This window comes from Pseudomonas sichuanensis (assembly GCF_024749065.1).
Lineage (GTDB): Bacteria > Pseudomonadota > Gammaproteobacteria > Pseudomonadales > Pseudomonadaceae > Aquipseudomonas > Aquipseudomonas sichuanensis.
The window spans coordinates 4011379-4036661 of sequence record NZ_CP087185.1 but is presented as its reverse complement, the minus strand read 5'-3'; the positions used below and the strand labels follow the sequence as shown (position 1 = coordinate 4036661).

Below are 25283 nucleotides of genomic sequence, written 5' to 3'. Positions count from 1 at the left end.
ACGGCGGGGTGAGCAATATAGTGCGCAATTTGCGGTGGGATGTGCAAGGGAAGGTTATCTCTTGTGCGAGCAGGGGCATTGCGGGCTTGGTGTTACCTCTTTATTTCAGTTTCATGAAATTAAAGGTTGACGGGGTTTCAGATCCCCTTATAATGCGCCCCACTTCCAGCGACAACGGAACGCAAAACTCCTTGAAATTCAATGAGTTAAGCGATTCGAAGGCTCCGGAAGCGTTTCGGTCTCACGATCGGCAGCGGTGAAAAAGGTGGTTGACAGCAGGTTGTAACGCTGTATGATTCGCCTCCCGCTACGAGGGATCGCAGCGAGTTAAGCGGTTGAAGCTAAACGAGTTTCTCGGAAAGAACTTCAAAATAAACGCTTGACAGCAAATGAGGAAAGCGTAGAATGCGCGTCTCGGTTGAGACGAAAAGTTCTTAACCAAACGCTCTTTAACAAATTGAATCAAGCAATTCGTGTGGGTGCTTGTGAGTACGGACTGATAGTCAAAAAGATTATCAGCATCACAAGTGGCCATGCGAGAAATCACATAGTCATTTGAGATTGCTGAGCCAAGTTTAGGGTTTCTTAAAAATCCAAGCAGTATTGAACTGAAGAGTTTGATCATGGCTCAGATTGAACGCTGGCGGCAGGCCTAACACATGCAAGTCGAGCGGATGAGAAGAGCTTGCTCTTCGATTCAGCGGCGGACGGGTGAGTAATGCCTAGGAATCTGCCTGGTAGTGGGGGACAACGTTTCGAAAGGAACGCTAATACCGCATACGTCCTACGGGAGAAAGCAGGGGACCTTCGGGCCTTGCGCTATCAGATGAGCCTAGGTCGGATTAGCTAGTTGGTGAGGTAATGGCTCACCAAGGCGACGATCCGTAACTGGTCTGAGAGGATGATCAGTCACACTGGAACTGAGACACGGTCCAGACTCCTACGGGAGGCAGCAGTGGGGAATATTGGACAATGGGCGAAAGCCTGATCCAGCCATGCCGCGTGTGTGAAGAAGGTCTTCGGATTGTAAAGCACTTTAAGTTGGGAGGAAGGGCAGTAAGTTAATACCTTGCTGTTTTGACGTTACCGACAGAATAAGCACCGGCTAACTCTGTGCCAGCAGCCGCGGTAATACAGAGGGTGCAAGCGTTAATCGGAATTACTGGGCGTAAAGCGCGCGTAGGTGGTTCGTTAAGTTGGATGTGAAAGCCCCGGGCTCAACCTGGGAACTGCATCCAAAACTGGCGAGCTAGAGTATGGTAGAGGGTGGTGGAATTTCCTGTGTAGCGGTGAAATGCGTAGATATAGGAAGGAACACCAGTGGCGAAGGCGACCACCTGGACTGATACTGACACTGAGGTGCGAAAGCGTGGGGAGCAAACAGGATTAGATACCCTGGTAGTCCACGCCGTAAACGATGTCAACTAGCCGTTGGAATCCTTGAGATTTTAGTGGCGCAGCTAACGCATTAAGTTGACCGCCTGGGGAGTACGGCCGCAAGGTTAAAACTCAAATGAATTGACGGGGGCCCGCACAAGCGGTGGAGCATGTGGTTTAATTCGAAGCAACGCGAAGAACCTTACCAGGCCTTGACATGCAGAGAACTTTCCAGAGATGGATTGGTGCCTTCGGGAACTCTGACACAGGTGCTGCATGGCTGTCGTCAGCTCGTGTCGTGAGATGTTGGGTTAAGTCCCGTAACGAGCGCAACCCTTGTCCTTAGTTACCAGCACGTTATGGTGGGCACTCTAAGGAGACTGCCGGTGACAAACCGGAGGAAGGTGGGGATGACGTCAAGTCATCATGGCCCTTACGGCCTGGGCTACACACGTGCTACAATGGTCGGTACAGAGGGTTGCCAAGCCGCGAGGTGGAGCTAATCTCACAAAACCGATCGTAGTCCGGATCGCAGTCTGCAACTCGACTGCGTGAAGTCGGAATCGCTAGTAATCGCAAATCAGAATGTTGCGGTGAATACGTTCCCGGGCCTTGTACACACCGCCCGTCACACCATGGGAGTGGGTTGCACCAGAAGTAGCTAGTCTAACCTTCGGGAGGACGGTTACCACGGTGTGATTCATGACTGGGGTGAAGTCGTAACAAGGTAGCCGTAGGGGAACCTGCGGCTGGATCACCTCCTTAATCGACGACATCAGCCTGCTGATGAGCTCCCACACGAATTGCTTGATTCATTGTGTAAAGACGATGCTGTAACGCAACCCTGTTATAGGTCTGTAGCTCAGTTGGTTAGAGCGCACCCCTGATAAGGGTGAGGTCGGCAGTTCAAATCTGCCCAGACCTACCAATTACTTGGTGCGGCTGGTCAAATGGGGCCATAGCTCAGCTGGGAGAGCGCCTGCCTTGCACGCAGGAGGTCAGCGGTTCGATCCCGCTTGGCTCCACCACTCTTTCAGGTTTCGCAGCACTGCTCAGAACTTAGAAATGAACATTCGGCAATGAATGTTGATTTCTGACTTTTGTCAGATCGTTCTTTAAAAATTCGGATATGTGATAGATAGACTGACATGCACTTTCACTGGTGTGTGATCAGGCTAAGGTAAAATTTGTGAGTTCTGCTCTTAACTGAGCGAAATGCGAATTTTCGGCGAATGTCGTCTTCACAGTATAACCAGATTGCTTGGGGTTATATGGTCAAGTGAAGAAGCGCATACGGTGGATGCCTTGGCAGTCAGAGGCGATGAAAGACGTGGTAGCCTGCGATAAGCTTTGGGGAGTCGGCAAACAGACTGTGATCCAGAGATCTCTGAATGGGGAACCCAGCCAGCATAAGCTGGTTATCTTGTACTGAATACATAGGTGCAAGAGGCGAACCAGGGGAACTGAAACATCTAAGTACCCTGAGGAAAAGAAATCAACCGAGATTCCCTTAGTAGTGGCGAGCGAACGGGGACCAGCCCTTAAGTTGGTTTGAGATTAGTGGAACGCTCTGGAAAGTGCGGCCATAGTGGGTGATAGCCCCGTACACGAAAATCTCTTATCAATGAAATCGAGTAGGACGGAGCACGAGAAACTTTGTCTGAATATGGGGGGACCATCCTCCAAGGCTAAATACTACTGACTGACCGATAGTGAACCAGTACCGTGAGGGAAAGGCGAAAAGAACCCCGGAGAGGGGAGTGAAATAGAACCTGAAACCGTATGCGTACAAGCAGTGGGAGCCTACTTTGTTAGGTGACTGCGTACCTTTTGTATAATGGGTCAGCGACTTATATTCAGTGGCGAGCTTAACCGAATAGGGGAGGCGTAGCGAAAGCGAGTCTTAATAGGGCGCTTTAGTCGCTGGGTATAGACCCGAAACCGGGCGATCTATCCATGGGCAGGTTGAAGGTTAGGTAACACTGACTGGAGGACCGAACCGACTACCGTTGAAAAGTTAGCGGATGACCTGTGGATCGGAGTGAAAGGCTAATCAAGCTCGGAGATAGCTGGTTCTCCTCGAAAGCTATTTAGGTAGCGCCTCATGTATCACTGTAGGGGGTAGAGCACTGTTTCGGCTAGGGGGTCATCCCGACTTACCAAACCGATGCAAACTCCGAATACCTACAAGTGCCGAGCATGGGAGACACACGGCGGGTGCTAACGTCCGTCGTGAAAAGGGAAACAACCCAGACCGTCAGCTAAGGTCCCAAAGTCATGGTTAAGTGGGAAACGATGTGGGAAGGCTTAGACAGCTAGGAGGTTGGCTTAGAAGCAGCCACCCTTTAAAGAAAGCGTAATAGCTCACTAGTCGAGTCGGCCTGCGCGGAAGATGTAACGGGGCTCAAACCATGCACCGAAGCTACGGGTATCACCTTTTGGTGATGCGGTAGAGGAGCGTTCTGTAAGCCTGTGAAGGTGAGTTGAGAAGCTTGCTGGAGGTATCAGAAGTGCGAATGCTGACATGAGTAACGACAATGGGAGTGAAAAACTCCCACGCCGAAAGACCAAGGTTTCCTGCGCAACGTTAATCGACGCAGGGTTAGTCGGTCCCTAAGGCGAGGCTGAAAAGCGTAGTCGATGGAAAACAGGTTAATATTCCTGTACTTCCAGTTATTGCGATGGAGGGACGGAGAAGGCTAGGCCAGCTTGGCGTTGGTTGTCCAAGTTTAAGGTGGTAGGCTGAGATCTTAGGCAAATCCGGGATCTCAAGGCCGAGAGCTGATGACGAGTGCTCTTTAGAGCGCGAAGTGGTTGATGCCATGCTTCCAAGAAAAGCTCCTAAGCTTCAGATAACTGGGAACCGTACCCCAAACCGACACAGGTGGTTAGGTAGAGAATACCAAGGCGCTTGAGAGAACTCGGGTGAAGGAACTAGGCAAAATGGCACCGTAACTTCGGGAGAAGGTGCGCCGGCGAGGGTGAAGGACTTGCTCCGTAAGCCCATGCCGGTCGAAGATACCAGGCCGCTGCGACTGTTTATTAAAAACACAGCACTCTGCAAACACGAAAGTGGACGTATAGGGTGTGACGCCTGCCCGGTGCCGGAAGGTTAATTGATGGGGTTAGCGCAAGCGAAGCTCTTGATCGAAGCCCCGGTAAACGGCGGCCGTAACTATAACGGTCCTAAGGTAGCGAAATTCCTTGTCGGGTAAGTTCCGACCTGCACGAATGGCGTAACGATGGCGGCGCTGTCTCCACCCGAGACTCAGTGAAATTGAAATCGCTGTGAAGATGCAGTGTATCCGCGGCTAGACGGAAAGACCCCGTGAACCTTTACTATAGCTTTGCACTGGACTTTGAGCTTGCTTGTGTAGGATAGGTGGGAGGCTTTGAAGTGGGGACGCCAGTTCTCATGGAGCCATCCTTGAAATACCACCCTGGCAACCTTGAGGTTCTAACTCAGGTCCGTTATCCGGATCGAGGACAGTGTATGGTGGGTAGTTTGACTGGGGCGGTCTCCTCCCAAAGAGTAACGGAGGAGTACGAAGGTGCGCTCAGACCGGTCGGAAATCGGTCGTAGAGTATAAAGGCAAAAGCGCGCTTGACTGCGAGACAAACACGTCGAGCAGGTACGAAAGTAGGTCTTAGTGATCCGGTGGTTCTGTATGGAAGGGCCATCGCTCAACGGATAAAAGGTACTCCGGGGATAACAGGCTGATACCGCCCAAGAGTTCATATCGACGGCGGTGTTTGGCACCTCGATGTCGGCTCATCACATCCTGGGGCTGAAGCCGGTCCCAAGGGTATGGCTGTTCGCCATTTAAAGTGGTACGCGAGCTGGGTTTAGAACGTCGTGAGACAGTTCGGTCCCTATCTGCCGTGGACGTTTGAGATTTGAGAGGGGCTGCTCCTAGTACGAGAGGACCGGAGTGGACGAACCTCTGGTGTTCCGGTTGTCACGCCAGTGGCATTGCCGGGTAGCTATGTTCGGAAGAGATAACCGCTGAAAGCATCTAAGCGGGAAACTTGCCTCAAGATGAGATCTCACTGGGATCTTGAATCCCCTGAAGGGCCGTCGAAGACTACGACGTTGATAGGTTGGGTGTGTAAGCGCTGTGAGGCGTTGAGCTAACCAATACTAATTGCCCGTGAGGCTTGACCATATAACACCCAAGCAATTTGAGCACGTATGCCAAATTGTGGTGGTGAAGACGAAAGACCCGAAAATTCGCACTGTTCACAAAAGCACCACAAATTCACATATCCGAATTAGCCAAGAGTGTTCACAAGACATTCTGGGCAACCGAATTTCTTGACGACCATAGAGCATTGGAACCACCTGATCCCATCCCGAACTCAGTAGTGAAACGATGCATCGCCGATGGTAGTGTGGGGTTTCCCCATGTGAGAGTAGGTCATCGTCAAGATTCATTTCGCAAAACCCCTATCTGCGCATGCAGGTAGGGGTTTTGTCTTTTCAGGGTTTTATAGCGCTTCAACCACGAGCCAATTCGGCAAGGTGCGCTGTCACTTCCTCGCTCTTGAGCACCAGTACATCGCCTTCGAGGGCGTCGAGCACCACTTCAGCGGTATTACCGATCAAAGCCCCGGAAATGCCTGTCCGCGCCACGGTACCGATGATGGTCACCACGGCGTCGTACTTCTTCTCGGTAAAGGGAATCAGTACATCAGCCGGCCCCTCCGCTACGTGCAGGCGCTCCTCGCTGATGTCGAACTCTGCCTGGAAGGCCTTGCAGGCATCGCGATACCGCTGTTCGATGGTCTCGGTAAGCTGGTAAACCGGGTCTGACGCCGACAGCATGGGCGAGGGGTGTGCGCTGATCACATGAAGCTCACCTTTGGCCAGGCTGGCAATCTCATAGCCATGGTCGATGATGCTCGCATGCAGCCTGCGGTGGTCTTCATCCTGGTTGCCCACATCCACCGCTGCCAGGATCACCCCGCCAGTCCACGGCCGCTCACTCTTGACCATCAGCACCGCACAAGGGCACTGACGCAGCAGTTTCCAGTCACTGGGCGTGAGCAGTGCCTTGCGTAGCGGGTTATCCGGCCGATGTTCCTTGATGACCAGATTGCAACCTTCGGCCTGCTGCACACTGATGATGGATTCATGCAGGGCGTCGTGCCAGGCCTGCTCGTGGGTGACATTGTCATACCCGTCATCATGCAACTGGCTGCTGAGCAGGCTCAGTAGCGCACTGTGGTCATGCTTCTTGTCGCACATAAGCAGGTGCAGGCGAGCGCCGGTCACGCCGGCGATCAGCTTGGCCCGGGTCAGGGCGCGGCTGTGGGCGTGCTCGGGGTCGAGAACGACAAGGATGCTGCGAACGGCTTGCATGGCGTGAACTCCCTTCTGGATGGCGACCAATGCCTGACTATAGTCGGCGCACCTCCTGCCGCCGCTTGATATGCGTCAAGAATAGCCACTGGCACTCGCCGCTGCCGCCGGTATAATCGCCGGTCCTGCAGATATCTTTCGTGATTGTGAGTGTTATGTCCCAGATTCCTGAAATCGACGCCTTCCTCGGCTGCCGTACCCCAGACGCCTGGATCGAGGCGGCGCTGGCCGACCAGGAAACCCTGCTGATCGATCACAAGAACTGTGAATTCAAGGCGGCCAGCACTGCACTGAGCCTGATCGCCAAGTACAACACCCACCTCGACCTGATCAACATGATGTCGCGCCTGGCCCGTGAAGAGCTGGTGCACCACGAGCAGGTGCTGCGGCTGATGAAGCGACGCGGTGTGCCTTTGCGGCCGGTGTCGGCCGGGCGTTACGCCTCGGGCCTGCGTCGCCTGGTGCGTGCCCACGAGCCGGTGAAGCTGGTGGACACGCTGGTTGTGGGGGCTTTTATCGAGGCGCGCAGCTGCGAGCGTTTTGCTGCTCTCGTACCGCACCTGGACGAAGAACTCGGTACCTTCTACCACGGCCTGCTCAAGAGCGAAGCCCGGCACTATCAGGGCTACCTCAAGTTGGCCCATGTGTACGGCGATGATGCCGAGATCGCCCGAGTGGTTGAGCAGGTACGGCAAGCGGAAGCCGAACTGATCAGCTCGCCCGACCAGGAGATGCGCTTCCACAGCGGCATCCCCATGGCCCACGCGGCCTGATCCGCCGCTATTGGCGGCGCCCCAGCAGCAGGCCCACCACCAACCCGAAGCCTGCGGAGATCGCCACCGTCTGCCATGGATGACCGCCGAGGTATTGCTCGGTGGCATCGACCACCGGTTGCGCCTTCTGGCCCAGGCGGCTGGTGGCGTCACGGGCCTGGCGCAGCTTGAGCCCCAGTTGGGCGCGCAGGCCGTCGGCCTCTTCGCCGACCAGTGATGCACTGTCGCTGAGCAGTTTCTCGGACTCCTCGATCAACGCCTGGAGTTCGCTGAACACCTGGTCCTTGATTTGTTCACCATTGTTTTTCGCGGCGGTATTCCTGGCCATGTACACGTCCTCGTGCAGAGTGGGGTTGAACAGTGGATGCCGTGGCGTCGGGAAAGTTGCAGCGGCTTACCGGCGCTCGGTCGCTACGGTGTAAGATAGCGCCCATTTTTCAGTGGCAGGTATTACCCATGAGTTTCAATCTGGCCAACATGAGCTTCGCGGAACGGGCGCAGATCGAGGCAGAAAAAGCGCGCTTGTTCCAATACTGGCAAGGCAACCTGGCCAAGGCCAAGGGTGAAGCAGGGCGGCTGATCGCAGAAAAACCGCGACGCAAGGGCAAGTGGGCGGAGTGGGTGCGTGCCGAACTGGACGGCATGTCGCCGCCCGAGTTCACCCAACTGGTGCGCAGCGAGGTCAACAAGCTGATGGCCGCTGCCAACGCCGGCCGCTGAGTCAGGGCAATTTCAACCGGCCCCTGCACCACCCAGCTCGAGCCACTCCTGCCGAGTGATCTCCCACACTTCCTGCGCCAGGCAACCGCTCACGAAGTTGCCTTGCCCAGTGCGCAGCAGGCGCATGCCGCCGCGCTGCGAAACACGTCTGGACGCTTCGTTGGGCACCGCCTTGGGCACGCGCATGACCTCGCGCTGCAAGGTGTTGAACCAGAACCCATCGACCACCGCGCAGGCCTCTGTCATATAGCCCCGGCCCTGGTGAGCGGGTGCCAGCCAGAAACCACGGTTGTTGTCGGGCAGGTCCATCAGGCTGATGCTGCCGATCAGCTGCTGCGGGCGTTCGAGCAGGCGGATCGACCAGTGCCACTCACGCCCCGCAGCGATGGCCGGCAGGCAGATATCACGCAGGTAGCGCAAGGCACCATCCTCCGGGTAGGGCCACGGCACCAGGGCATTCAGGTAGCGCACCACTTCCCAGTGGGGGAACAGTTGCTGGATGGCCGCTGCGTCGCTCAGTTGCAAGGGGCGCAGCAGCAGCCGGGCGGTTTTCAGTTCAGGCGTAGAAGACATTGGTAGCTCCATTACCAATTCAGGATGTTTACCAGCCGGCTGCGGTGGCAGCAGGCAAGTCCAGTTTGCCTTTGTCGGTGAAACGCACAGTACCCAGCGGGCCGCCGGCCAGTTTGCCGCGCAGCACATAAGGCAGCCCTTGCAACGAATCCACCCGGCTCAGGCCGTAGGCCTGGCGCAGAAAGGCGAAGGCGGTGACGCTCACCGGCACCACGATCACGGCTTCGTCGTAACGGCCGATATGCCCACGCTGGTCACTCACGCCAGCCGCCAGGGGCTGGTCGTTGACCTCGAGATTGAGCGCGATGCCATTGAAGTCGACCGCTGTTTCGTTGGGGTTCTGCACGCGGATCTTCACCGCCATGCGGATCTCCAGATCCTGGCCGGGCAGGGGGTCTATGCCGATCACACTGATGTTCAGCGGGTCGCGGTTTTGCAACAGCGCGCAGGCATTGAGGCCCAGGGCCAACAGCAGGATCAGGCAGCAGCGGAAAAGCATGGCGTTCACGGCCTCGACTTACGGGCGAGCCTGCAGTGTGGCAAATGCACGGCGGCGTTGAAAGTACTGGCGCCCCCTCAAGCGAACACCGCGAGCACATCTTCGACAAAGGCCCGCTGCGCTTCCCCAGGCACCTGCCCGCGATGCCGCGCCAGGGTAAACGGCACGATGAAATCCAGCCCGGTATCCAGCGCCCGCAACAGCCCTTGCGCCTCCCACGGCGCGGCGCAATGGCAGGGCAGGTAACCGATATGCCGGCCCGACAGCACCAGCGTCAACGCGCTGTCGATCTGCTCCGCCACCGCCTTGCTGTAGCGGCTCTGGAACGGCTCGCCCTGCTTGAGAAAGCGATAGGGGTGGCGCACCTGGTCAACTTCCAGCAGTTGCTCCCGGCTGACATCGACAGCCTCGAACAGCGCGTGTCCCGCACCGCAGTACAAACGCTGGCGTTCATCGAACAGCGGTTGATAGTCAAACGCCGCCTGGTTACCCGAAAAATAGCTGATCGCACAATCCAGCCGCTGCTCCAGCAACAGCCGCTCGAGTTCTGCAGGCGGGGCGCTGATCAGTTCCAGCTGCACGGCCTCGTCACGCTGGCGAAAACGCGCAATGGCCTGGGCGATGCGCAGGGTGACGCTGCTGTCCTGGTTCTCGGCAAGGCCGATGCGCACACTGCCCAGCAGGCGCCCGGCCACGCCGTTGGCCTGTTGGCGAAACTGCTCGATCTGCAGCAGCAGGCCACGGCTCGCCTGCAGCAGCAGTTCACCTTTCTCTGTGAGGCGGAACCCACCCTTGCCGCGGCTGCACAGGCGATAGCCCAGGCGCGTCTCCAGCTTGGCCATCTGCTGGCTGATGCTCGGTTGGCTGAGCCCCAGCACCCCCTGTGCGGCACTGAAGCCGCCAGCCTCGGCTACAGTCACGAACAGCCGCAGCAGGTGCAGGTCCAGGTCATGGAGTTGTCCAAGCATTACATTGCTCCAGGTGAATGTCAGCTTTACACAGTTGCCATTTTTGCAATGTAACCCGGCAGGCATGCTGGCGGCATCCACCCATTTGCCGAGGTGTCCGCCATGCGTCGAACGCTGTGCTTGCTGTCCCTGCTGATCGCCTTGCCGCTGCAGGCCGAAGAGAAGGTCGTCAACCTCTACAGCTGGGCCGACTATGTCGCCCCGCAAACCCTGCAACGCTTCGAGCAAGAGACCGGTTACAAAGTCCGCTACGACACCTTCGACACCACCGAAGTGCTGGAAACCAAGCTGCTCACAGGCCGCAGCGGTTATGACGTGGTGGTGCCGTCGGCCACCGTGCTGGCCCGGGCGCTCAAGGCCGGCGCACTGCAACCGCTGGATGCGCAGTCGATGCCAGGCTACGCCAATCTCGACCCGGATCTTTTGGCCAAGCTGGCCGAAACCGACCCGGGCAACCGCCATGCCGTGCCCTACACCTGGGGCACGCTGGGCCTGGGGGTGAACGTCGAGGCGGTACGCCAGCGCCTGGGTGATGTCCCCCTCGACAGCCTCGACCTGCTGTTCAAACCCGAGTACGCCAGCCGCCTCAAGGACTGCGGGATCGCCATGCTCGACTCACCGCAGGAGGTGATTGGCCTCACCCTCAACTACCTGGGCAAGGACCCGTACAGCCAGGACAAGAACGACCTGGACGCCGCCCAAGCCCTGTTGCAGCAGTTGCAGCCGTCGGTCAGCTACGTGGCCAACGGCCGTCAGATCAACGACCTGGCCAACGGCAGCGTGTGCCTGGCACTTACCTACAACGGCGACGCCGCCACCGCCGCCGACCAGGCCCGCCGTGCCGGCAAGCCGTTCGAGCTGATCTACCGCATCCCCCGTGAAGGCACCCTGGTGTGGCAGGACAACCTGGTGATCCCCAAGGATGCCCCGCACCCCGAAGCCGCCCGGGCCTTCATCGCCTTCATGCTGCGCCCCGACTCTGTCGCCGCCCTGACCAACTCGCTGTTCTTCGCCAACGCCAACCAGGCTGCCACGCCGCTGGTGGATGAGGCGATCCGCACCGACCCGGACATCTACCCCCCGGCCGAAGTGCGCCAGCGCCTGTTCGCCGACCGCAGCATGGCGCTGTCCGACCTGCGCCAGCGCAACCGCCTGTGGACCGCCTTCCGCAGCCGCCAATAACAACCACAACACCAGGAGACAGACCGTGGATCTCGCCCAGGACAACGACCAGGCCATCACCCGTGACAGCCTCTACGGCACCGCCGCCGAGAGTACCTACGCCGGCATCACCAGTTTTTCCCGGCGCCGCTACAGCCGCGATCTGCGCGGGGTCGATGTGGTGGTCAGCGGCGTGCCGTTCGACACGGCCACCAGCAACCGCCCGGGGGCGCGCTTCGGCCCACGGGCGATCCGCGCCGCCTCGGTGCAGCAGGCCTGGGCCCGGCACTGGCCGTGGGCGTTCGACCCGTTCGATCACCTGGCAGTGATCGATTACGGCGACTGTGCGTTCGACAGCGGCACGCCGGCGTCGGTACCCGACAGCATCGAGGCCCATGCCGAGCGCATCCTCGAAGCCGGCTGCGCCATGCTCACCCTGGGCGGCGACCACTTCATCAGCTACCCGCTGCTCAAGGCCCACGCCCGCCGCCATGGCCCGCTGGCGCTGATCCACTTCGATGCCCACAGCGACACCTGGCCCGACGAGGAAGGCAAGCGCATCGACCACGGCACCATGTTCTGGCACGCCGCCCGCGAGGGCCTGGTAGACCCGGCGCGCTCGGTGCAGATCGGCCTGCGCACCACCAACGACGACAGCCAGGGCTTCGCCATCCTCGATGCCCGCCAGGTCCATCGCCAGGGCACCGAGGCGATCATCGCGGCGATTCGCCAGCGGGTGGGGGACATGCCTGTGTACCTGACCTTCGACATCGATTGCCTCGACCCGGCCTATGCGCCCGGTACCGGTACCCCGGTATGCGGCGGCCTGAGCACGGTGCAGGCGCTGGAGATCCTCGGCGGCCTGCGCGGCATCAACCTGGTGGGGATGGACCTGGTGGAAGTGGCCCCGGCCTATGACCATGCCGACATCACCGCCCTGGCCGGGGCGACGCTGGCAATGGAGATGCTGTGCTTGTATGCGGCGCGGCACAAAGTGAGTTGAATTCACGCAGACGATCGCGGGGCAAGCCCGCTCCCACGCTATGGACTGCCCTCAGGAAGTTGGACATCAATCCAACCCTTGGGGCAGTCATACCGTGGGAGCGGGCTTGCCCCGCGATGCGTGGAAAGACCCATACTGAAACATCACGAATCATCTCAATCCGCATTCTCGCTTTTGCGTCGAACCCTGCGCGTCTTAGGCTATCCAACCCTGGAGCGCGCCTTTTCGTACGGAGGTGAAGCATGAATCCCACACTGCCAGCGCTGGCCATTGGCCTGCTGCTGAGCCTGCCGCTGCAGGCCGCTGCCGTTGCGCCCATGCAATTGGCCGCCAGCGACAGTAACAACCCCTACAACAGCCCGATCCAGCGCGCCAACCCCAATAGCCGCCAGGGCAGCGTGCCCGCCACCCCTCCGGTGCGCGGCCCGTCCACCCAGCCCAACCCGCGCCCGCCGACCCTCGACAACCGTGGCATCGGTAACGGCGACAACCTGCGCCGCGAGCAGCGGGCGCCCAACCTGGAACCCACCCGGCCAGCGCGCGATTCGCTACGCGTGCCCTGACCCTATCGAAGGAACCGAGCATGACGCCACGCACCTGGTTGACCACCCTGGCCGCCGCCAGCCTGTTTCCCCTGCTGGCTCACGCCGCCTCCGAGCAACAGTTTCCCAGTGAACAAGGCCAGCTGACCGTCAGCACCGTTGCCGAAGGCCTGCGCAACCCCTGGGCCCTGGCCTTCCTGCCAGGTGGCACGGACATGCTGGTGACCGAGCGCCCCGGCAACCTGCGTATCGTTAGTGCCGAAGGCAAGGTTGGCCCGCCGCTGTCCGGTATACCAAAGGTCTGGGCCGAAGGGCAGGGCGGGCTGCTCGATGTGGTGTTGTCGCCTGACTTCGCCAAGGACCATACGATCTACCTGTCGTTCGCCGAGGAAGGCGCCGACGGCAAGGCCGGCACGGCGGTGGGCCGTGGCCAGCTGTCACCGGACAGGGCCCGGCTGGAGAACTTCACGGTGATCTTCCGCCAGCAGCCCAAGCTGTCGGTGGGCAACCACTTCGGCTCGCGCCTGGTGTTCGATCGCGATGGTTATCTGTTCATTGCCCTGGGCGAGAACAACCAGCGCCCCACCGCGCAGGACCTGGACAAGCTGCAAGGCAAGATCGTGCGCATCCTCCCCGACGGCAAAGTGCCCAAGGACAACCCCTTCGTCGGCCGCGACCAGGTGCGCCCGGAAATCTGGTCGTTGGGCCACCGCAACCAGCAAGGCGCCGCGCTCAACCCCTGGACCGGCAAGCTGTGGACCCACGAGCATGGCCCGCGCGGCGGCGACGAGATCAACATCCCTGAGCCCGGCAAGAACTATGGCTGGCCGCTCGCCACCCACGGCATCAACTACTCGTTGTTGCCGATCCCCGAGGCCAAGGGCAAGCATGTTGATGGCATGGTCGACCCGCACCATGTGTGGGAGAAGTCGCCCGGCATCAGCGGCATGGCCTTTTACGACAGCCCGAGGTTCAAAGCCTGGGACCACAACCTGTTCATCGGCGCGTTGGCCACCCAGGAGCTTATCCGCTTGCAGCTCAAGGGGGACAAGGTGGTGCATGAAGAACGCTTGCTGGGGGAGCTGAAGGCGCGCATCCGCGATGTGCGGGTGGGGCCGGATGGCTACCTGTATGTGCTGACCGATGACAAGGATGGCGCCTTGTTGAAGGTGGGGTTGAAGCAGGGTTGACTGAGCTGGCCCTATCGCTGGCAAGCCAGCTCCCACAGGATTGCCTATGCCATGAGCTCAGCGCGAACCCGGTGGGAGCTGGCTTGCCAGCGATAGGGCCGAAACTGTCGTAACATGCCCGGCATGACCCCCGAATCCCTCTACCACCAGGCCCTCAACGACCGTGGCTTCGTCCCCGACCCCGCCCAGGCCGCCGCTGTCGCCGCCCTGCAGGGCTGTTTCGACGCCCTGCACCAGCGCCAACCCAGCCAGGGCCTGTACCTCTGGGGCCCGGTCGGCCGTGGCAAGACCTGGCTGATGGACCTGTTCCACCGTTGCCTGAAGGTTCCGGCCAGGCGCCAGCACTTCCACCATTTCATGGCCTGGGTCCACCAGCGGCTGTTCCAGCTCAATGGCACGGCCGACCCACTCAGGGCCCTGGCCAGCGGCCTGGCCGAAGAAATCCGGGTGCTGTGCTTCGACGAACTGTTCGTCAGCGATATTGGCGATGCGATCATTCTCGGCCGGCTGTTCCAGGTGCTGTTCGACCACGGCGTGGTCATCGTCGCTACCTCCAACCAGCCGCCTGCGCAGCTCTACCGCGATGGTTTCAACCGCGAGCGCTTCCTCCCGGCCATCGCCGCCATCGAACGGCATATGGAGGTATTGGCGGTATCCGGCGAGCAGGACCATCGCCTGCATCCGGGCGCCCAGCGCCAGCGTTACTGGGTTGTCGAACCCGGGCAGCCGAGCGCTCTCGAATCCGTATTTCGCCAGTTGAGCCCAGAGGCGCCTGGCAGCGATCAGCCGTTGCAGGTCGGCTCCCGGCAGATCCGTACGCTGCGCCATAGCCAGCACGCGCTCTGGTGCCATTTCAGCGACCTGTGCGAGCAGCCCTTGGCGGCGATGGATTTCATGGCCCTGTGCGACCGCTTCCCGGCGATCCTGGTCAGTGGCATCCCGGCCCTCGGTGGCGAGCAGCAGGCAGGGCGCATTGCACGCGGCACCGAAGATGGCGCCGCGCGCGTCGAGGCCGGTGATCGTGTGCTGCCAACGCTGGCGCCCAAGGATGACAGCGTGCGCCGCTTCATCGCCCTGGTCGACGAATGCTATGACCGGCGGGTGGCGCTGTACCTGGAAGCTGAGGTTCCCCTGGATGCGCTCTACACTCAAGGGTATCTGGCGTTCCCGTACCAACGGACCCTGAGCCGGCTACGGGAGATGCAACTGCAACGCTTCGCCTGAAGGAGCCGACCATGCAGCCACTGTCGCAGCACTTGCTGACCCAGGCCTACAACAATGGCTGGGCCAACCACCGTTTGTACAAGGCCTGCCTGCAACTGAGCCACGATGAGTTCGTCGCCCCGCGGTGCAGTTTCTTTCCTTCGATCAAGGCCACCCTCAACCATTTGCTGACGGTGGACTGGTTCTACCTCGACGCGCTGGAGTGCGAGCAGCGCGGCGAGGCGCCCGACCCGGATGGCGAGCGCTTCTTCCAGCCCGAGCAACCCTTCGTCACCTGCAGCGACCTGCAGGCGCAACAGGCCCAGGCCGACCAGCGGTTGATCAGCTATTGCCGGCAGTTGAGCGATGACCAGTTGGCGCGTTATGTGAGCATCGTGCGCCCTGAGCGGGTGCAGCGCGAGCAGCGTCTTCGGGTGTTGGCGCACCTGTTCGAGCACCAGATCCATCATCGTGGGCAGGTGCATGCGATGCTCAGTGATACGACGGTGAAGCCACCGCAACTTGATGAGTTCTTCTGCGAGGAGGAGGCCGGCTTGCGGGCGGATGATTTCGCCGAGTTGGGTTGGAGCGAAGAGCTGGTCTGGCCCAAGTGAACTGGGGCGCTCTGTTCTGGATAGCGGTCAGTGAAAGGTGTTACCCGCCGTGAAACCAGCCCAGGGTAATCGTCGCCACCACGATGTAGCGCCCGCCCTTGGCCAGGGTGACCAGCAGCAGGAAACGCCAGAAGGGTTCACGCATGATCCCGGCGATCAGCGTGAGCGGGTCGCCGATCACCGGCATCCAGCTCAGCAGCAGCGACCACTGCCCCCATCGCTGGTAGCGCTGCTGTGCGCGCTCGAGCTGGCTGGCGCTGAACGGGAACCAGCGCTTGTCGCGCAGGTGCTCGATGCCCCGGCCCAGCAGCCAGTTGACGACAGAGCCCAGCACGTTGCCCAGGGTTGCGATCAGCAGCAGGGTGGCCCAGGCCTCGGGCTCGCGCAGCAACAGGCCGACCAGCACGGCTTCCGATTGCAGCGGCAGCAGCGTGGCGGCGCCGAAGGCGCTGAAGAACAGCGCCCAGAGGCTGAGCATCAGTAGTTGGCGACCACGGTGTCCTGGCCGTCGCGGGTAACGCCGATGACCTGGTAGGCATCCTTGTGGTCACCCATTTCCATGCCCGGCGAGCCCATGGGCATGCCGGGGACGGCGAGGCCCTTGAGGTCGTCGCGCTTGGCCAGCAGGCGCACCTGTTCGGCCGGCACATGGCCTTCGACGAACTTGCCGTTGATCACGCCGGTATGGCACGACGCCAGGCGCGGCGCCACGCCCAGGCGCTGCTTGACCGCGCTCATGTTCGGTTCGACGTGGTCATTGACGGTGAAGCCGTTATCGCTCAGGTGCTTGATCCATTCCTTGCAGCAGCCGCAGTTGGGATCGCGGTACACGTCGATGGTTTCGCCAGCCTGGGCCAGGCCGGTGATGGCCAGCAGGCCGAGGGTGAGCAGGTGTTTGCGCAGCATGGTGAAACTCCTGTGAAACAAATACATCGTGTTGGTCGGTGCGCACTACTGACCCTGTGGGAGCGGGTTTACCCGCGAAAGCGTCAGTGAAGCCATTGCCGCTTTCGCGGGTAAACCCGCTCCCACATGGACCGCGCTAACCTCGAGGCAAGCATCGTACCTGTGGGAGCTGGCTTGCCAGCGATGAGGCCAGCATTGACAACATAAGACAGTTGCTCCCACAGGGCCGGCGTTCAGCCTCAAAAGCGTAATCGAACCCCGGCCACTAGTCTGGTCTGGCCAATGTCTTCGCCATCTTCCCGGGCCTGATCGGCGCGGTTGCCGTGCAGGCGGTTGAAGCTGACCCCGACGTAGGGCGCAAAGCCGCGGGTGATTTCGTAGCGCAGGCGCAGGCCCACTTCGCTTTCGGCCAGGCCCGAGCCCTGTTCGCGGCCAGCGTCGTTGCGCCCGAAGAAGTTGGCTTCGACGGTCGGTTCGAGGACCCAGCGATTGGTCAGCAGCATAGCGTAACCGGCCTCCAGGCGCAGCGCGGTCTGCTGTTGCTCGCCGGCGTAGGCGGTGGCCTCCAGTTCCAGGCCATACAGCGGCGTGCCCTGGATGCCGAAGGCCGCCCAGCTCTGGCCGCTGGCGGGTTTGAAGTCCTGGCGCACGCCGCCGACCAGCTCCCACCAGGGGCTGATGGCATGCCCCCAAAGGGCCTGCAGTTCGGCTTTGTGGGTCTTGCCTTGTTCACGCTCGCCTTCGGTGCGCAGCCATAGGCGGTCGATGTCGCCACCCACCCAGGCCGTGGCGTTCCAGTTCAGCGCGCTGCTGCTCTCGAAGTTCTGGTACTCCAGTTGATCGACGATCACTGCCCAATTGATGGCGCGGTCGTGTACCTGGTGGCCGGGCAGCGGCGGGAAGGCGGCGCGGCGGTCGGCGTCGGTGATCACCGGCAACGGGGTGCGGGGTTGGGTGCTGGCGGGCGCGCCGTGATTCATCTGGCCATGGTCCATCTTGCCGTGGTCCATGGGCATGGCGCCATGGTTCATGTGTTCCATCCCGGCGGCCAGCGCCCGCTCGCTGGCCAGCAGGGCGAACAGGGCGACGCCGGTGGCAATGCGGCGGTTGGTCATCTCATTCATCGACGCGTACCTCGCGGAACATGCCGGTCTCCATGTGGTAGAGCAGGTGGCAGTGGTAGGCCCAGCGGCCCAGGGCATCGGCTGTGACGCGGTAGCTGCGGCGGCTGCCCGGCGGCATGTCGAGGGTGTGCTTGCGTACCAGGAAGCGTCCTTGTTCATCCTCAAGGTCGCTCCACATGCCGTGCAGGTGGATGGGGTGGGTCATCATGGTGTCGTTGACCAGGGTGATGCGCACCCGCTCGCCGTACTTCAGGCGCAAGGGCTCGGCGTCGCTGAACTTGATGCCGTCGAACGACCAGGCGAAGCGCTCCATGTGCCCGGTCAGGTGCAGCTCGATGTCCCGTGACGGTTCGCGGCCGTCCGGGTCGGGGTAGGGGCTGCGCAGGTCGGCGTAGGTCAGCACCCGGCGGCCGTTGTCGCGCAGGCCCAGGCCCGGGTCGGAAAGATTGGGCCGCGGGGCCATGGTCTGCATGTCCACCAGCGGGTTGTCGGTTTCGCTGGCAGGATGCTGCTGCATGCCCGACATGCCCGACATGCCCGACATGCCCGACATGGCTGAATGCTCCATGCCTGCCATATTGCCGTGGTCCATGGTGGCCATGTTCGAATGATCCATGCCGGCCATGCTGCCGTGGTCCATCCCGGCCATGTTCGAATGATCCATTCCGCCCATCCCGCCATGGCCCATGTCATCCATGGTCAACACCGGGCGCGGGTCGGGCGCGGGCACCGGTGCCTGCAACCCGGCTGCGCGGGCCAGGGTGCCGCGGGCGTAGCCGGTGCGGTCCATGCTCTGGGCATACAGGGTGTAGGCCGGCAAGTCGCCTACGGTCACCAGCACGTCATAGGTCTCGGCCACGGCGATGCGCAGCTCGTCAACCGTCACCGGGGTGACCGGCAGGCCGTCGGCGGCAATCACCGTCAGTTTCAAACCAGGGATGCGGAAGTCGAAGTAGGTCATCGCCGAGGCGTTGATCAGGCGCAGGCGCACGGTTTCGCCGGGCTGGAACAGGCAGGTGAAGTTGCCGTCCGGCGGCTGGCCGTTGAGCAGGTAGGTGTAGCTGGCAGCGCTGATGTCGGCCAGGTCGGTCGGGCTCATGCGCATTTTGGCCCAGGCCCAGCGATTGTCTGCCGCATTGGCGAAACCCTTGTCTGCCACATCGTCGATGAAGTCGCCGACCGTGCGCTTGTTGTAGTTGAAGGCGTCGGACTGCTTCTTCAGCGTCGCCATCAGCGCTTGCGGCGCCTGGTCCGACCAGTCGCTGAGCAGCAGCACATGGTCGCGCTGGTACTGATGCGGCTCGGGTTCGCGCGGTTCGATGACGATGGCACCGTACACCCCGGCCTGCTCCTGCAGCCCGGAATGGCTGTGGTACCAGTAGGTGCCACTCTGCTTCAGGGTGAACTGGTACAGGTAGTCGCCGCCCGGTTCGATGCCGGCGAAGCTCAGGCCCGGCACGCCGTCCATGTTGGCCGGCAGGATGATGCCGTGCCAGTGGATCGAGGTGTCCTGGTCCAGGCGGTTGCGCACCCGCAGGGTCACGGTGTCGCCTTCGCGCCAGCGCAATTGCGGGCCGGGCAGGCTGCCATTGATGGTCAGCGCGGTGCGTGGTTTGCCGGTGATGTTGACCGGGGTCTGGCCGATGAACAGCTCGAACTGCTGGCCGCTCAGGTCGTGCAGCGGCAGGCGGCCCTCGGCGGCCTGGGCCAGCGGGCGCCACAGGCCGAGGCCGGCCAGGGCGGTGGCGGCGCCCAGGCCCTTGACGAAGGTGCGACGGGTGGGGGTAGGTGGCATGGCGTGGTCTCGGTGGTGGCCGTCGCCCCCCATCGCGGGGCAAGCCCGCTCCCACGTGGGAGCGGGCTTGCCCCGCGATGGCCTGCGAACAGCCCGAAGATGAGCCACGATCCTCGCCGCCAGCGCCTGTCAGTCACCTGAGGCGTGCATTACAGATTTGTCAGGCAGGCGCCTCGGCGTTGTCCAGGTCACGCATCAGCAGGCCGAACTCCAGCGACACCTGCTCGGGGATCGGCAGGTACACCACGTGGCCATCGCCGGGTGCCACTTCGATTGCCTGCTGCTGGCGGTCGTGCAGGCGGTGCAGGTCGAAGTGGTAGTTGCCACGCGGAGTCATCAGCTCCAGGTGGTCGCCCACGGCGAAGCGGTTCTTCACTTTCACTTCGGCCAGGCCGTCAACCCGCACGCCAGTCAGCTCGCCCACGAATTGCTGGCGCTCGGACACCGAATTGCCGCGCTGGTAGTTCTGGTACTCGTCGTGCACGTGGCGGCGCAGGAAACCCTCGGTGTAGCCGCGCTGGGCGAGGGATTCGAGGTTGCCCATCAGGCCTCGGTCGAACGGCCTTCCGGCCACCGCGTCGTCGATGGCCTGACGGTATGACTGCACCGCACGGGCACAGTAGAAGTGCGACTTGGTGCGGCCCTCGATCTTCAGCGAGTGCACGCCCATCTGCGCCAGCCGCTCGACATGCTGGATGGCGCGCAGGTCCTTGGCGTTCATGATGTAGGTGCCGTGCTCGTCCTCGAAGGCCGGCATCTCTTCGCCCGGGCGGTTGCTCTCCTGCAGCAGGAACACCTGGTCGGTTGGCGCACCCAGCCCCAGGGTCGGTTCGAATTCACGCACGATATCGCCGGTGGCGTTCTCGGTGGCCGGGGTGGCCAGGTACTTCCAGCGGCAGGCGTTGGTGCACGAGCCCTGGTTGGCGTCGCGCTTGTTCAGGTAGCCCGACAGCAGGCAGCGCCCGGAGTACGCCATGCACAACGCGCCGTGGACGAACACTTCCAGTTCCATCTGCGGCACCTGCTGGCGGATCTCTTCGATCTCTTCCAGCGACAGCTCCCGCGACAGGATCACCCGCGTCAGCCCCATCTGCTGCCAGAACTGCACGCTGGCCCAGTTCACCGTGTTGGCCTGCACCGAAAGGTGGATGGCCATCTGCGGGAAGTGCTGGCGCACCAGCATGATCAGCCCCGGGTCGGACATGATCAGCGCGTCCGGGCCCATTGCGATCACCGGTGCCAGGTCCCTGAGGAAGGTCTTGAGCTTGGCATTGTGCGGGGCGATGTTGACCACCACGTAGAAGCGCTTGCCCTGGGCCTGGGCCTCCTGGATGCCGCGTGCCAGGTTGGCGTGGTCGAATTCGTTGTTGCGCACCCGCAGGCTGTAGCGCGGCTGGCCGGCGTACACCGCGTCGGCGCCATAGGCGAAGGCATAGCGCATGGTCTTCAGGGTGCCGGCGGGGGCCAGCAGTTCGGGCTTGGCGGGTGAGGTCATGGGTGCGCACCAGGGGCAAAAGGCGCGGATGCTACGGCGGCGGCGCTGCGACGGTATTGATCTGGGTCAACGGCACTTTTGCCGTTATGGCGCGCACTAAAGTGTTGAGCCCCTGAGGAATGCCCATGAACGAGACCGTGTTGCAGAACAAGGCCCTGACTGCGCTGCTGGCGCTGGTGACCATTGCCTTCATCTGGATTCTCTTGCCGTACTTCGGCGCAATCTTCTGGGCGGTGGTGCTGGGCATCCTCTTCGCGCCCTTGCAGCGTCGTCTGCTGCTGCGCCTGGGCGGGCGGCGCAACCTGGCGACGTCACTGGCCCTGGTGGTCTGCCTGCTGATCGCGGTGCTGCCGGTGATCATCATCAGCATGCTGCTGGTGCAGGAGGGCGCGGCGCTGTACCAGCGCGTGGAGAGCGGCCAACTGGACATTGCCGGCTATATCGAACGCGGCAAGGACATGCTCCCGAACTATGCCCAGCATGCCCTGGACCGCATGGGCATGGGCAACCTCGACGGTCTGCGCGACAAGATCACCAAGTGGGCCACCCAAGGCAGCCAGTTCCTTGCAGGGCAGGCATTCAGCTTCGGGCAGGGCACCTTCGAGTTCCTGGTGAGCTTCGGCATCATGCTCTACCTCTTGTACTTCTTCCTGCGCGAAGGCGCAGAGGTGGCGCGCAAGGTACGCCAGGCCGTACCGCTGCCCGAGCAGCAGAAGCGCCGTTTGCAGCTGAAGTTCAAGCGCGTGGTACGGGCCACGGTCAAGGGCAACCTGCTGGTGGCGATTACCCAGGGCGCATTGGGCGGGTTGATCTTCTGGGTGCTGGATATCCCCAGTGCGCTGATCTGGGCGGTGCTGATGGCGTTCCTGTCGCTGCTGCCGGCGGTGGGCGCGGGGATCGTCTGGGCGCCGGTGGCGGCCTATTTCATCCTGACCGGGGCGACCTGGCAGGGCATCGTGCTGACTGCCTTCGGGGTACTGGTGATCGGGCTGGTGGACAACCTGTTGCGGCCGATCCTGGTGGGCAAGGACACGCGCATGCCGGACTACCTGGTGCTGGTGTCCACCTTGGGCGGGCTGGCGGTATTCGGACTCAATGGCTTTGTGATCGGGCCGTTGATCGCGGCGTTGTTCGTGTCCAGCTGGGCGATCTTTGCCTCGACCAAGCCGCAGGTGCAGTTGCCGTGAGTCATCCGCCTTCCGCCAGGCGCAGACCACGCGGGCCAGGCAGTACCAGATTACCGCTGCGGACCAGATGGAAACGTTCCAGCCCTGGCACCAGGGCGTTGATCAGGCTGATTCCCTGGGCGCCCCGAAACACTTCGCAGATGCCCACCTGATGACCGTGCCGATTCAAGTCGTCCACCAGCGCCTCTAGTTGTTGGGTGACCGTCTGTGCGGGCAGCGGTTCCGGCAAGGCGCAGTCGCGGCTGTTATCCAGCAGGGCGGCAATATCGAGCTGCTGGCAGCGTTGCAGTCTTGGCCAGGTCGCCAGTGCACCCGCTGCCTGCTGCAACTGCTGACGGCCCTGTGGCAACCGGCTGTTGAGTTGCAGCTGTACCAGCTCGCTCAAGGCACGCTGTATACCGTGCCAGGTGTCGAGTGAGGCGCCGCAGCCGACCACGTTGGCCTGCAAGGGCGAGGCCGGGCGAAGGCACAGGGCCAGGAAGCTGCGGCTGGCGAATTCGTTGCTGATGTCCAGCACGGCGATGGGGCTGTCCAGGCAGCGTTCGGCCTCGCCCCATAAGCGTGATAGCGCCGAGCTGGCCGCTGGGCGCAGCACCTGCAGCACGGCTTCGCGGCGCTGGTAGTAGAAGTGGCGCAGCATGAACAGCGATAGCGCATCGCGTTCGATGATCTGGTTCAGGGCGTGCAGCACAGCCTCGTCGCGGCTGGCGCCGATTGCTGCGCCATCGTTGCTGCTGTAACGCCTGAGCCCACGGTGGTCGAAGTCGTCACCTGGCAGGGCCTGGTCGGCGTAATCAGGGAGGGTGACGCCAAGCGGGTAGTCGAACAGCGGCTTGGCGTGGATGTCGGTGTAGCGTTGGCAAGCCAGGTATCGGTCGGGCTGGGCCTTCAGCCAGGGCAGCAGGAAGTCGCCTTGCAGGTGTGCCTGGCGGGCCAGGCTGACGGTGCTGCGCACGTGCAACGGGCGTGGCTGGTGCTCGTCGAGGTAGTGCTCTAGTGCCTCGAAGCGTGCGCCTACACGGGCTTCCTCGAGCCCCCCCTTGCCGCTGCCTTGAGCAATCCTGCCGGTCACCGCGTCGCTCAGGCTTATCAGTACCGAGCCGAGGCCCTTGCCCAGGACTGTTTCTTCAAGGTGCAAGCCAAGCAATGCCAGTTGCTCTTCGACGCGTACTTTGGCCACGTCCAGGCTGTATTCGCGTTCGGCAGGTCTGTTCATGAGGGCTTCTGTTCCAAGAGGGGCATAGGGCAGACCAGTTGGTAGAACTGGAACAACTGCAAGGAGCCGGGGACCTCGGCCAGGCTGCTGGCGACTTGCAGGCCAAGCCGGCGCGCCTGCCGCTCGACGTCGAACAACACACTCGATTGGCCGAACACCAGGGCCATGCCGCCGGGGCGGACCAGGCCGGTAAGATGCTCGAACAGTGCAAGGGCGCAAGCGCGCGTCATCATCTCGGCGTTCAGGAAGCGCAGGATCAGCACGTCGCAACTGCCCGCAGGCATGATTGGCGCATTGGCGTCGGCGACCTCGAAACTCAGGTTCGGCAACCGATGGCTGGCGGTCGCATGGTCGATCATTGCCGCAGAACGATCCGCGCCCACGCAATGAGTGGTTGGCAGTGCGCGTGCCAGCGCGGCGATGAAGGTGCCGGTAGAGCACGCCGGATCATGAATGATTGCGCCGGGGCGCAGGCGGCCTGCGAGCAGGGCGATGCTGGTGTCGCGAAAGTGCTGTTCCTGGCGGTCCAGGTGCTTGGCCAGATTTTGCGGGGCATCCCAGAAGCAGGGGGGCGCGACCTGCTCCCGGCATTGGCTGTCCAGTTCCGGAAACGGGAAATGGATCCTGTGGCTGGAAGACGTGAGTGCTCGCTGGAACAGCGCCTGGCATTGGCTGTCGGTCAGCGGCTGGTATCGGCAGTGCCAGCCCTGCTCGTCCCAGCGCGCTTGCAGCAGTGTGCCCAGCAGCATGTCGGGTGTCAGGCGGCTATCCAGCTCGCCGTTGGCGCCCGGTACCCTACGCCCGAGGTGCTCGATACCGTCGACCCGCAGCAGGAACAGGTTGTTGAGCCCGGGGCCGACTGGCTCGTCTATTCGGGCGCTCGATGTGATGCCGACTTGCTCCATGGCGGGCAAGGCAAGCACGCAGGCCAGGTGTCTGGCCTGGGCCTCGAACAATTCGCGGTTGATGGGCCTTTCGGTTGCTGATGGCATGGGGGCTCCCGGGCGCAAGGTGGCCTGTTGGCGCACCTTGCGCAAGCACGTTACTCGTCGTTCAGTTGCTGTTTCTCGTGCTCAGCCAGGTGCTGCGCATCGATCTGCTCAGGCTGGACCTGGGAGGGTGCCTGGGTGATGGCCTCGGACTGTTCTTCGTGTTGGGAGTTGAATCTGATACCCATGTAGGTGCCCATCTTTGATTCTCCGTACAAGTAGTGGTGCAACGACCATTTCGTTGCCGTTGGAATTCTTGCGAATCACCACCGCCTGTTTAAATGGGAGTTATTTCCCTCTGCCTTGGCGCCAGACAGGAATGCGGATGGGGTAGGGGAACGCAGGAGGGCGTAAACCGGTAGCGCACTGTGGGATAAGGCCTCGGCATGCGTGGCTTGTGTAACTGCCGAGGCTGCATTTACAGATGAAAAAATACTTAGGATCAGGGAGTGCTGACGCAGGCGTGTAAGTTTTGTTCAGTGCCGAAGCGGGAATGGCCTCAAGCAGGCCGGTATTGTTTACCCAGGCCTGTAAGTCAAACCTTGCTCGATAGGCGTTACGTCGCGCCTAGGTGAAATAAATCCAT

22 protein-coding genes, 2 tRNA genes and 3 rRNA genes are annotated in these 25283 nt (G+C 61.6%); 14 read left to right on the top strand and 13 right to left on the bottom strand.

Going from position 1 to position 25283, the window contains the following annotated elements; all coding sequences use genetic code 11:
• Nucleotides 1-605: 605 nt before the first annotated feature.
• The 5 genes from LOY51_RS18350 (at nucleotide 606) to rrf (ending at nucleotide 5807) form a co-directional block, all read left to right on the top strand.
• Nucleotides 606-2142: ribosomal RNA gene (locus LOY51_RS18350) — 16S ribosomal RNA — on the top strand.
• An 86-nt stretch (nucleotides 2143-2228) separates the two neighbouring features.
• A tRNA-Ile gene (locus tag LOY51_RS18345) sits at nucleotides 2229-2305 on the top strand.
• Nucleotides 2306-2329: 24 nt separating this feature from the next.
• Nucleotides 2330-2405, top strand: a tRNA-Ala gene (locus tag LOY51_RS18340).
• Nucleotides 2406-2650: 245 nt separating this feature from the next.
• A 23S ribosomal RNA gene (locus LOY51_RS18335) occupies nucleotides 2651-5543 on the top strand.
• Between the two features lie 148 nt (nucleotides 5544-5691).
• A 5S ribosomal RNA gene (gene rrf, locus LOY51_RS18330) occupies nucleotides 5692-5807 on the top strand.
• Together the 16S, 23S and 5S rRNA genes with 2 tRNA genes alongside form the textbook arrangement of a ribosomal RNA operon.
• A gap of 68 nt (nucleotides 5808-5875) precedes the next feature.
• On the opposite strand, the gene LOY51_RS18325 is transcribed toward rrf, so the two are convergent.
• The gene (locus LOY51_RS18325; RefSeq protein WP_125859407.1) at nucleotides 5876-6739 is read right to left on the bottom strand and encodes a universal stress protein; all 864 of its coding nucleotides are present in this window, start codon (nucleotides 6737-6739) and stop codon (nucleotides 5876-5878) included.
• A gap of 155 nt (nucleotides 6740-6894) precedes the next feature.
• Here LOY51_RS18325 and LOY51_RS18320 point away from each other — a divergent pair, with 155 nt between their 5' ends.
• Nucleotides 6895-7512: a MiaE family protein gene (locus LOY51_RS18320; RefSeq protein ID WP_125859406.1), complete on the top strand. Its 618-nt coding sequence runs from the start codon at nucleotides 6895-6897 to the stop codon at nucleotides 7510-7512.
• Between the two features lie 7 nt (nucleotides 7513-7519).
• Here the strand turns inward: LOY51_RS18320 and LOY51_RS18315 are convergent, their stop codons facing one another.
• Nucleotides 7520-7840 carry an ElaB/YgaM/YqjD family protein gene (locus LOY51_RS18315; RefSeq protein WP_125859405.1) on the bottom strand — a complete coding sequence of 107 codons (321 nt, stop codon included), beginning with the start codon at nucleotides 7838-7840 and terminating at the stop codon, nucleotides 7520-7522.
• A 128-nt stretch (nucleotides 7841-7968) separates the two neighbouring features.
• On the opposite strand from LOY51_RS18315, the gene LOY51_RS18310 reads away from it, so the two are divergent.
• Entirely contained in the window at nucleotides 7969-8232 is a 264-nt protein-coding gene (locus LOY51_RS18310) for a hypothetical protein (protein WP_110993960.1), read from the top strand.
• A 12-nt stretch (nucleotides 8233-8244) separates the two neighbouring features.
• On the opposite strand, the gene LOY51_RS18305 is transcribed toward LOY51_RS18310, so the two are convergent.
• From LOY51_RS18305 to LOY51_RS18295, 3 genes are all read right to left on the bottom strand, one after another.
• Nucleotides 8245-8805 carry a GNAT family N-acetyltransferase gene (locus tag LOY51_RS18305; RefSeq protein ID WP_258642481.1) on the bottom strand — a complete coding sequence of 187 codons (561 nt, stop codon included), beginning with the start codon at nucleotides 8803-8805 and terminating at the stop codon, nucleotides 8245-8247.
• 28 nt (nucleotides 8806-8833) lie between these two features.
• Nucleotides 8834-9304 carry an LEA/WHy family protein gene (locus LOY51_RS18300; protein ID WP_125859403.1) on the bottom strand — a complete coding sequence of 157 codons (471 nt, stop codon included), beginning with the start codon at nucleotides 9302-9304 and terminating at the stop codon, nucleotides 8834-8836.
• A gap of 77 nt (nucleotides 9305-9381) precedes the next feature.
• Nucleotides 9382-10272: a LysR family transcriptional regulator gene (locus LOY51_RS18295; protein WP_125859402.1), complete on the bottom strand. Its 891-nt coding sequence runs from the start codon at nucleotides 10270-10272 to the stop codon at nucleotides 9382-9384.
• Between the two features lie 102 nt (nucleotides 10273-10374).
• On the opposite strand from LOY51_RS18295, the gene LOY51_RS18290 reads away from it, so the two are divergent.
• From LOY51_RS18290 to LOY51_RS18265, 6 genes are all read left to right on the top strand, one after another.
• Entirely contained in the window at nucleotides 10375-11454 is a 1080-nt protein-coding gene (locus tag LOY51_RS18290; protein ID WP_125859401.1) for an extracellular solute-binding protein, read from the top strand.
• 25 nt (nucleotides 11455-11479) lie between these two features.
• On the top strand, nucleotides 11480-12436 hold the full coding sequence (gene speB, locus LOY51_RS18285) for an agmatinase (protein ID WP_125859400.1): 957 nt from the start codon (nucleotides 11480-11482) through the stop codon (nucleotides 12434-12436).
• Between the two features lie 242 nt (nucleotides 12437-12678).
• A complete protein-coding gene (locus tag LOY51_RS18280; protein WP_125859399.1) occupies nucleotides 12679-12999 on the top strand; it encodes a hypothetical protein in 321 nt (106 codons plus the stop codon).
• Nucleotides 13000-13019: 20 nt separating this feature from the next.
• Complete coding sequence (locus LOY51_RS18275; RefSeq protein WP_258642478.1) at nucleotides 13020-14168, top strand: PQQ-dependent sugar dehydrogenase; 1149 nt, start codon at nucleotides 13020-13022, stop codon at nucleotides 14166-14168.
• Between the two features lie 123 nt (nucleotides 14169-14291).
• Nucleotides 14292-15392, top strand: a complete 1101-nt coding sequence (gene zapE / locus LOY51_RS18270; protein ID WP_125859397.1) for a cell division protein ZapE — start codon at nucleotides 14292-14294, stop codon at nucleotides 15390-15392.
• Between the two features lie 11 nt (nucleotides 15393-15403).
• The gene (locus LOY51_RS18265) at nucleotides 15404-15985 is read left to right on the top strand and encodes a DinB family protein (protein WP_125464798.1); all 582 of its coding nucleotides are present in this window, start codon (nucleotides 15404-15406) and stop codon (nucleotides 15983-15985) included.
• Between the two features lie 40 nt (nucleotides 15986-16025).
• Here LOY51_RS18265 and LOY51_RS18260 read toward each other — a convergent pair whose 3' ends face one another.
• The 5 genes from LOY51_RS18260 to trhP all read right to left on the bottom strand — a co-directional run bounded on the left by LOY51_RS18260 (nucleotide 16026) and on the right by trhP (nucleotide 21305).
• A complete protein-coding gene (locus LOY51_RS18260; RefSeq protein WP_258642476.1) occupies nucleotides 16026-16463 on the bottom strand; it encodes a YqaA family protein in 438 nt (145 codons plus the stop codon).
• Nucleotides 16463-16891, bottom strand: a complete 429-nt coding sequence (locus LOY51_RS18255) for a DUF411 domain-containing protein (protein WP_110993948.1) — start codon at nucleotides 16889-16891, stop codon at nucleotides 16463-16465. The genes LOY51_RS18260 and LOY51_RS18255 overlap by 1 nt, the downstream gene beginning before the upstream one ends.
• Nucleotides 16892-17130: 239 nt before the next feature.
• The gene (locus LOY51_RS18250) at nucleotides 17131-18015 is read right to left on the bottom strand and encodes a copper resistance protein B (protein WP_258642474.1); all 885 of its coding nucleotides are present in this window, start codon (nucleotides 18013-18015) and stop codon (nucleotides 17131-17133) included.
• On the bottom strand, nucleotides 18008-19810 hold the full coding sequence (locus LOY51_RS18245) for a copper resistance system multicopper oxidase (RefSeq protein ID WP_258642472.1): 1803 nt from the start codon (nucleotides 19808-19810) through the stop codon (nucleotides 18008-18010). Before LOY51_RS18245 ends, LOY51_RS18250 begins: the two co-directional genes overlap by 8 nt.
• 160 nt (nucleotides 19811-19970) lie before the next feature.
• Nucleotides 19971-21305 carry a prephenate-dependent tRNA uridine(34) hydroxylase TrhP gene (trhP, locus tag LOY51_RS18240; protein ID WP_258642469.1) on the bottom strand — a complete coding sequence of 445 codons (1335 nt, stop codon included), beginning with the start codon at nucleotides 21303-21305 and terminating at the stop codon, nucleotides 19971-19973.
• A 125-nt stretch (nucleotides 21306-21430) separates the two neighbouring features.
• Here trhP and LOY51_RS18235 point away from each other — a divergent pair, with 125 nt between their 5' ends.
• Nucleotides 21431-22492, top strand: coding sequence for an AI-2E family transporter (locus LOY51_RS18235; RefSeq protein WP_125859393.1), 1062 nt, complete (start codon nucleotides 21431-21433; stop codon nucleotides 22490-22492).
• A gap of 1 nt (nucleotide 22493) precedes the next feature.
• Here LOY51_RS18235 and LOY51_RS18230 read toward each other — a convergent pair whose 3' ends face one another.
• From LOY51_RS18230 to LOY51_RS18220, 3 genes are read right to left on the bottom strand one after another with little or no spacing between them, the layout of a single operon-like run.
• Nucleotides 22494-23708 (bottom strand): YcaO-like family protein, encoded by a 1215-nt coding sequence (locus tag LOY51_RS18230; RefSeq protein WP_258642466.1) that lies wholly within the window; start codon nucleotides 23706-23708, stop codon nucleotides 22494-22496.
• Complete coding sequence (locus LOY51_RS18225; RefSeq protein WP_125859391.1) at nucleotides 23705-24700, bottom strand: class I SAM-dependent methyltransferase; 996 nt, start codon at nucleotides 24698-24700, stop codon at nucleotides 23705-23707. Before LOY51_RS18225 ends, LOY51_RS18230 begins: the two co-directional genes overlap by 4 nt.
• Nucleotides 24701-24750: 50 nt before the next feature.
• Nucleotides 24751-24885, bottom strand: a complete 135-nt coding sequence (locus LOY51_RS18220; protein ID WP_258642464.1) for a hypothetical protein — start codon at nucleotides 24883-24885, stop codon at nucleotides 24751-24753.
• Nucleotides 24886-25283: the final 398 nt, after the last annotated feature.

Coding starts and splice junctions, on each gene's coding strand:
- LOY51_RS18325 (WP_125859407.1), bottom strand. CDS start 6,739: ATGCAAGCCGTTCGCAGCATCCTTGTCGTTCTCGACCCCGAGCACGCC.
- LOY51_RS18320 (WP_125859406.1), top strand. CDS start 6,895: ATGTCCCAGATTCCTGAAATCGACGCCTTCCTCGGCTGCCGTACCCCA.
- LOY51_RS18315 (WP_125859405.1), bottom strand. CDS start 7,840: ATGGCCAGGAATACCGCCGCGAAAAACAATGGTGAACAAATCAAGGAC.
- LOY51_RS18310 (WP_110993960.1), top strand. CDS start 7,969: ATGAGTTTCAATCTGGCCAACATGAGCTTCGCGGAACGGGCGCAGATC.
- LOY51_RS18305 (WP_258642481.1), bottom strand. CDS start 8,805: ATGTCTTCTACGCCTGAACTGAAAACCGCCCGGCTGCTGCTGCGCCCC.
- LOY51_RS18300 (WP_125859403.1), bottom strand. CDS start 9,304: ATGCTTTTCCGCTGCTGCCTGATCCTGCTGTTGGCCCTGGGCCTCAAT.
- LOY51_RS18295 (WP_125859402.1), bottom strand. CDS start 10,272: ATGCTTGGACAACTCCATGACCTGGACCTGCACCTGCTGCGGCTGTTC.
- LOY51_RS18290 (WP_125859401.1), top strand. CDS start 10,375: ATGCGTCGAACGCTGTGCTTGCTGTCCCTGCTGATCGCCTTGCCGCTG.
- LOY51_RS18280 (WP_125859399.1), top strand. CDS start 12,679: ATGAATCCCACACTGCCAGCGCTGGCCATTGGCCTGCTGCTGAGCCTG.
- LOY51_RS18275 (WP_258642478.1), top strand. CDS start 13,020: ATGACGCCACGCACCTGGTTGACCACCCTGGCCGCCGCCAGCCTGTTT.
- zapE (WP_125859397.1), top strand. CDS start 14,292: ATGACCCCCGAATCCCTCTACCACCAGGCCCTCAACGACCGTGGCTTC.
- LOY51_RS18265 (WP_125464798.1), top strand. CDS start 15,404: ATGCAGCCACTGTCGCAGCACTTGCTGACCCAGGCCTACAACAATGGC.
- LOY51_RS18260 (WP_258642476.1), bottom strand. CDS start 16,463: ATGCTCAGCCTCTGGGCGCTGTTCTTCAGCGCCTTCGGCGCCGCCACG.
- LOY51_RS18255 (WP_110993948.1), bottom strand. CDS start 16,891: ATGCTGCGCAAACACCTGCTCACCCTCGGCCTGCTGGCCATCACCGGC.
- LOY51_RS18250 (WP_258642474.1), bottom strand. CDS start 18,015: ATGAATGAGATGACCAACCGCCGCATTGCCACCGGCGTCGCCCTGTTC.
- LOY51_RS18245 (WP_258642472.1), bottom strand. CDS start 19,810: ATGCCACCTACCCCCACCCGTCGCACCTTCGTCAAGGGCCTGGGCGCC.
- trhP (WP_258642469.1), bottom strand. CDS start 21,305: ATGACCTCACCCGCCAAGCCCGAACTGCTGGCCCCCGCCGGCACCCTG.
- LOY51_RS18235 (WP_125859393.1), top strand. CDS start 21,431: ATGAACGAGACCGTGTTGCAGAACAAGGCCCTGACTGCGCTGCTGGCG.
- LOY51_RS18230 (WP_258642466.1), bottom strand. CDS start 23,708: ATGAACAGACCTGCCGAACGCGAATACAGCCTGGACGTGGCCAAAGTA.
- LOY51_RS18225 (WP_125859391.1), bottom strand. CDS start 24,700: ATGCCATCAGCAACCGAAAGGCCCATCAACCGCGAATTGTTCGAGGCC.
- LOY51_RS18220 (WP_258642464.1), bottom strand. CDS start 24,885: ATGGGTATCAGATTCAACTCCCAACACGAAGAACAGTCCGAGGCCATC.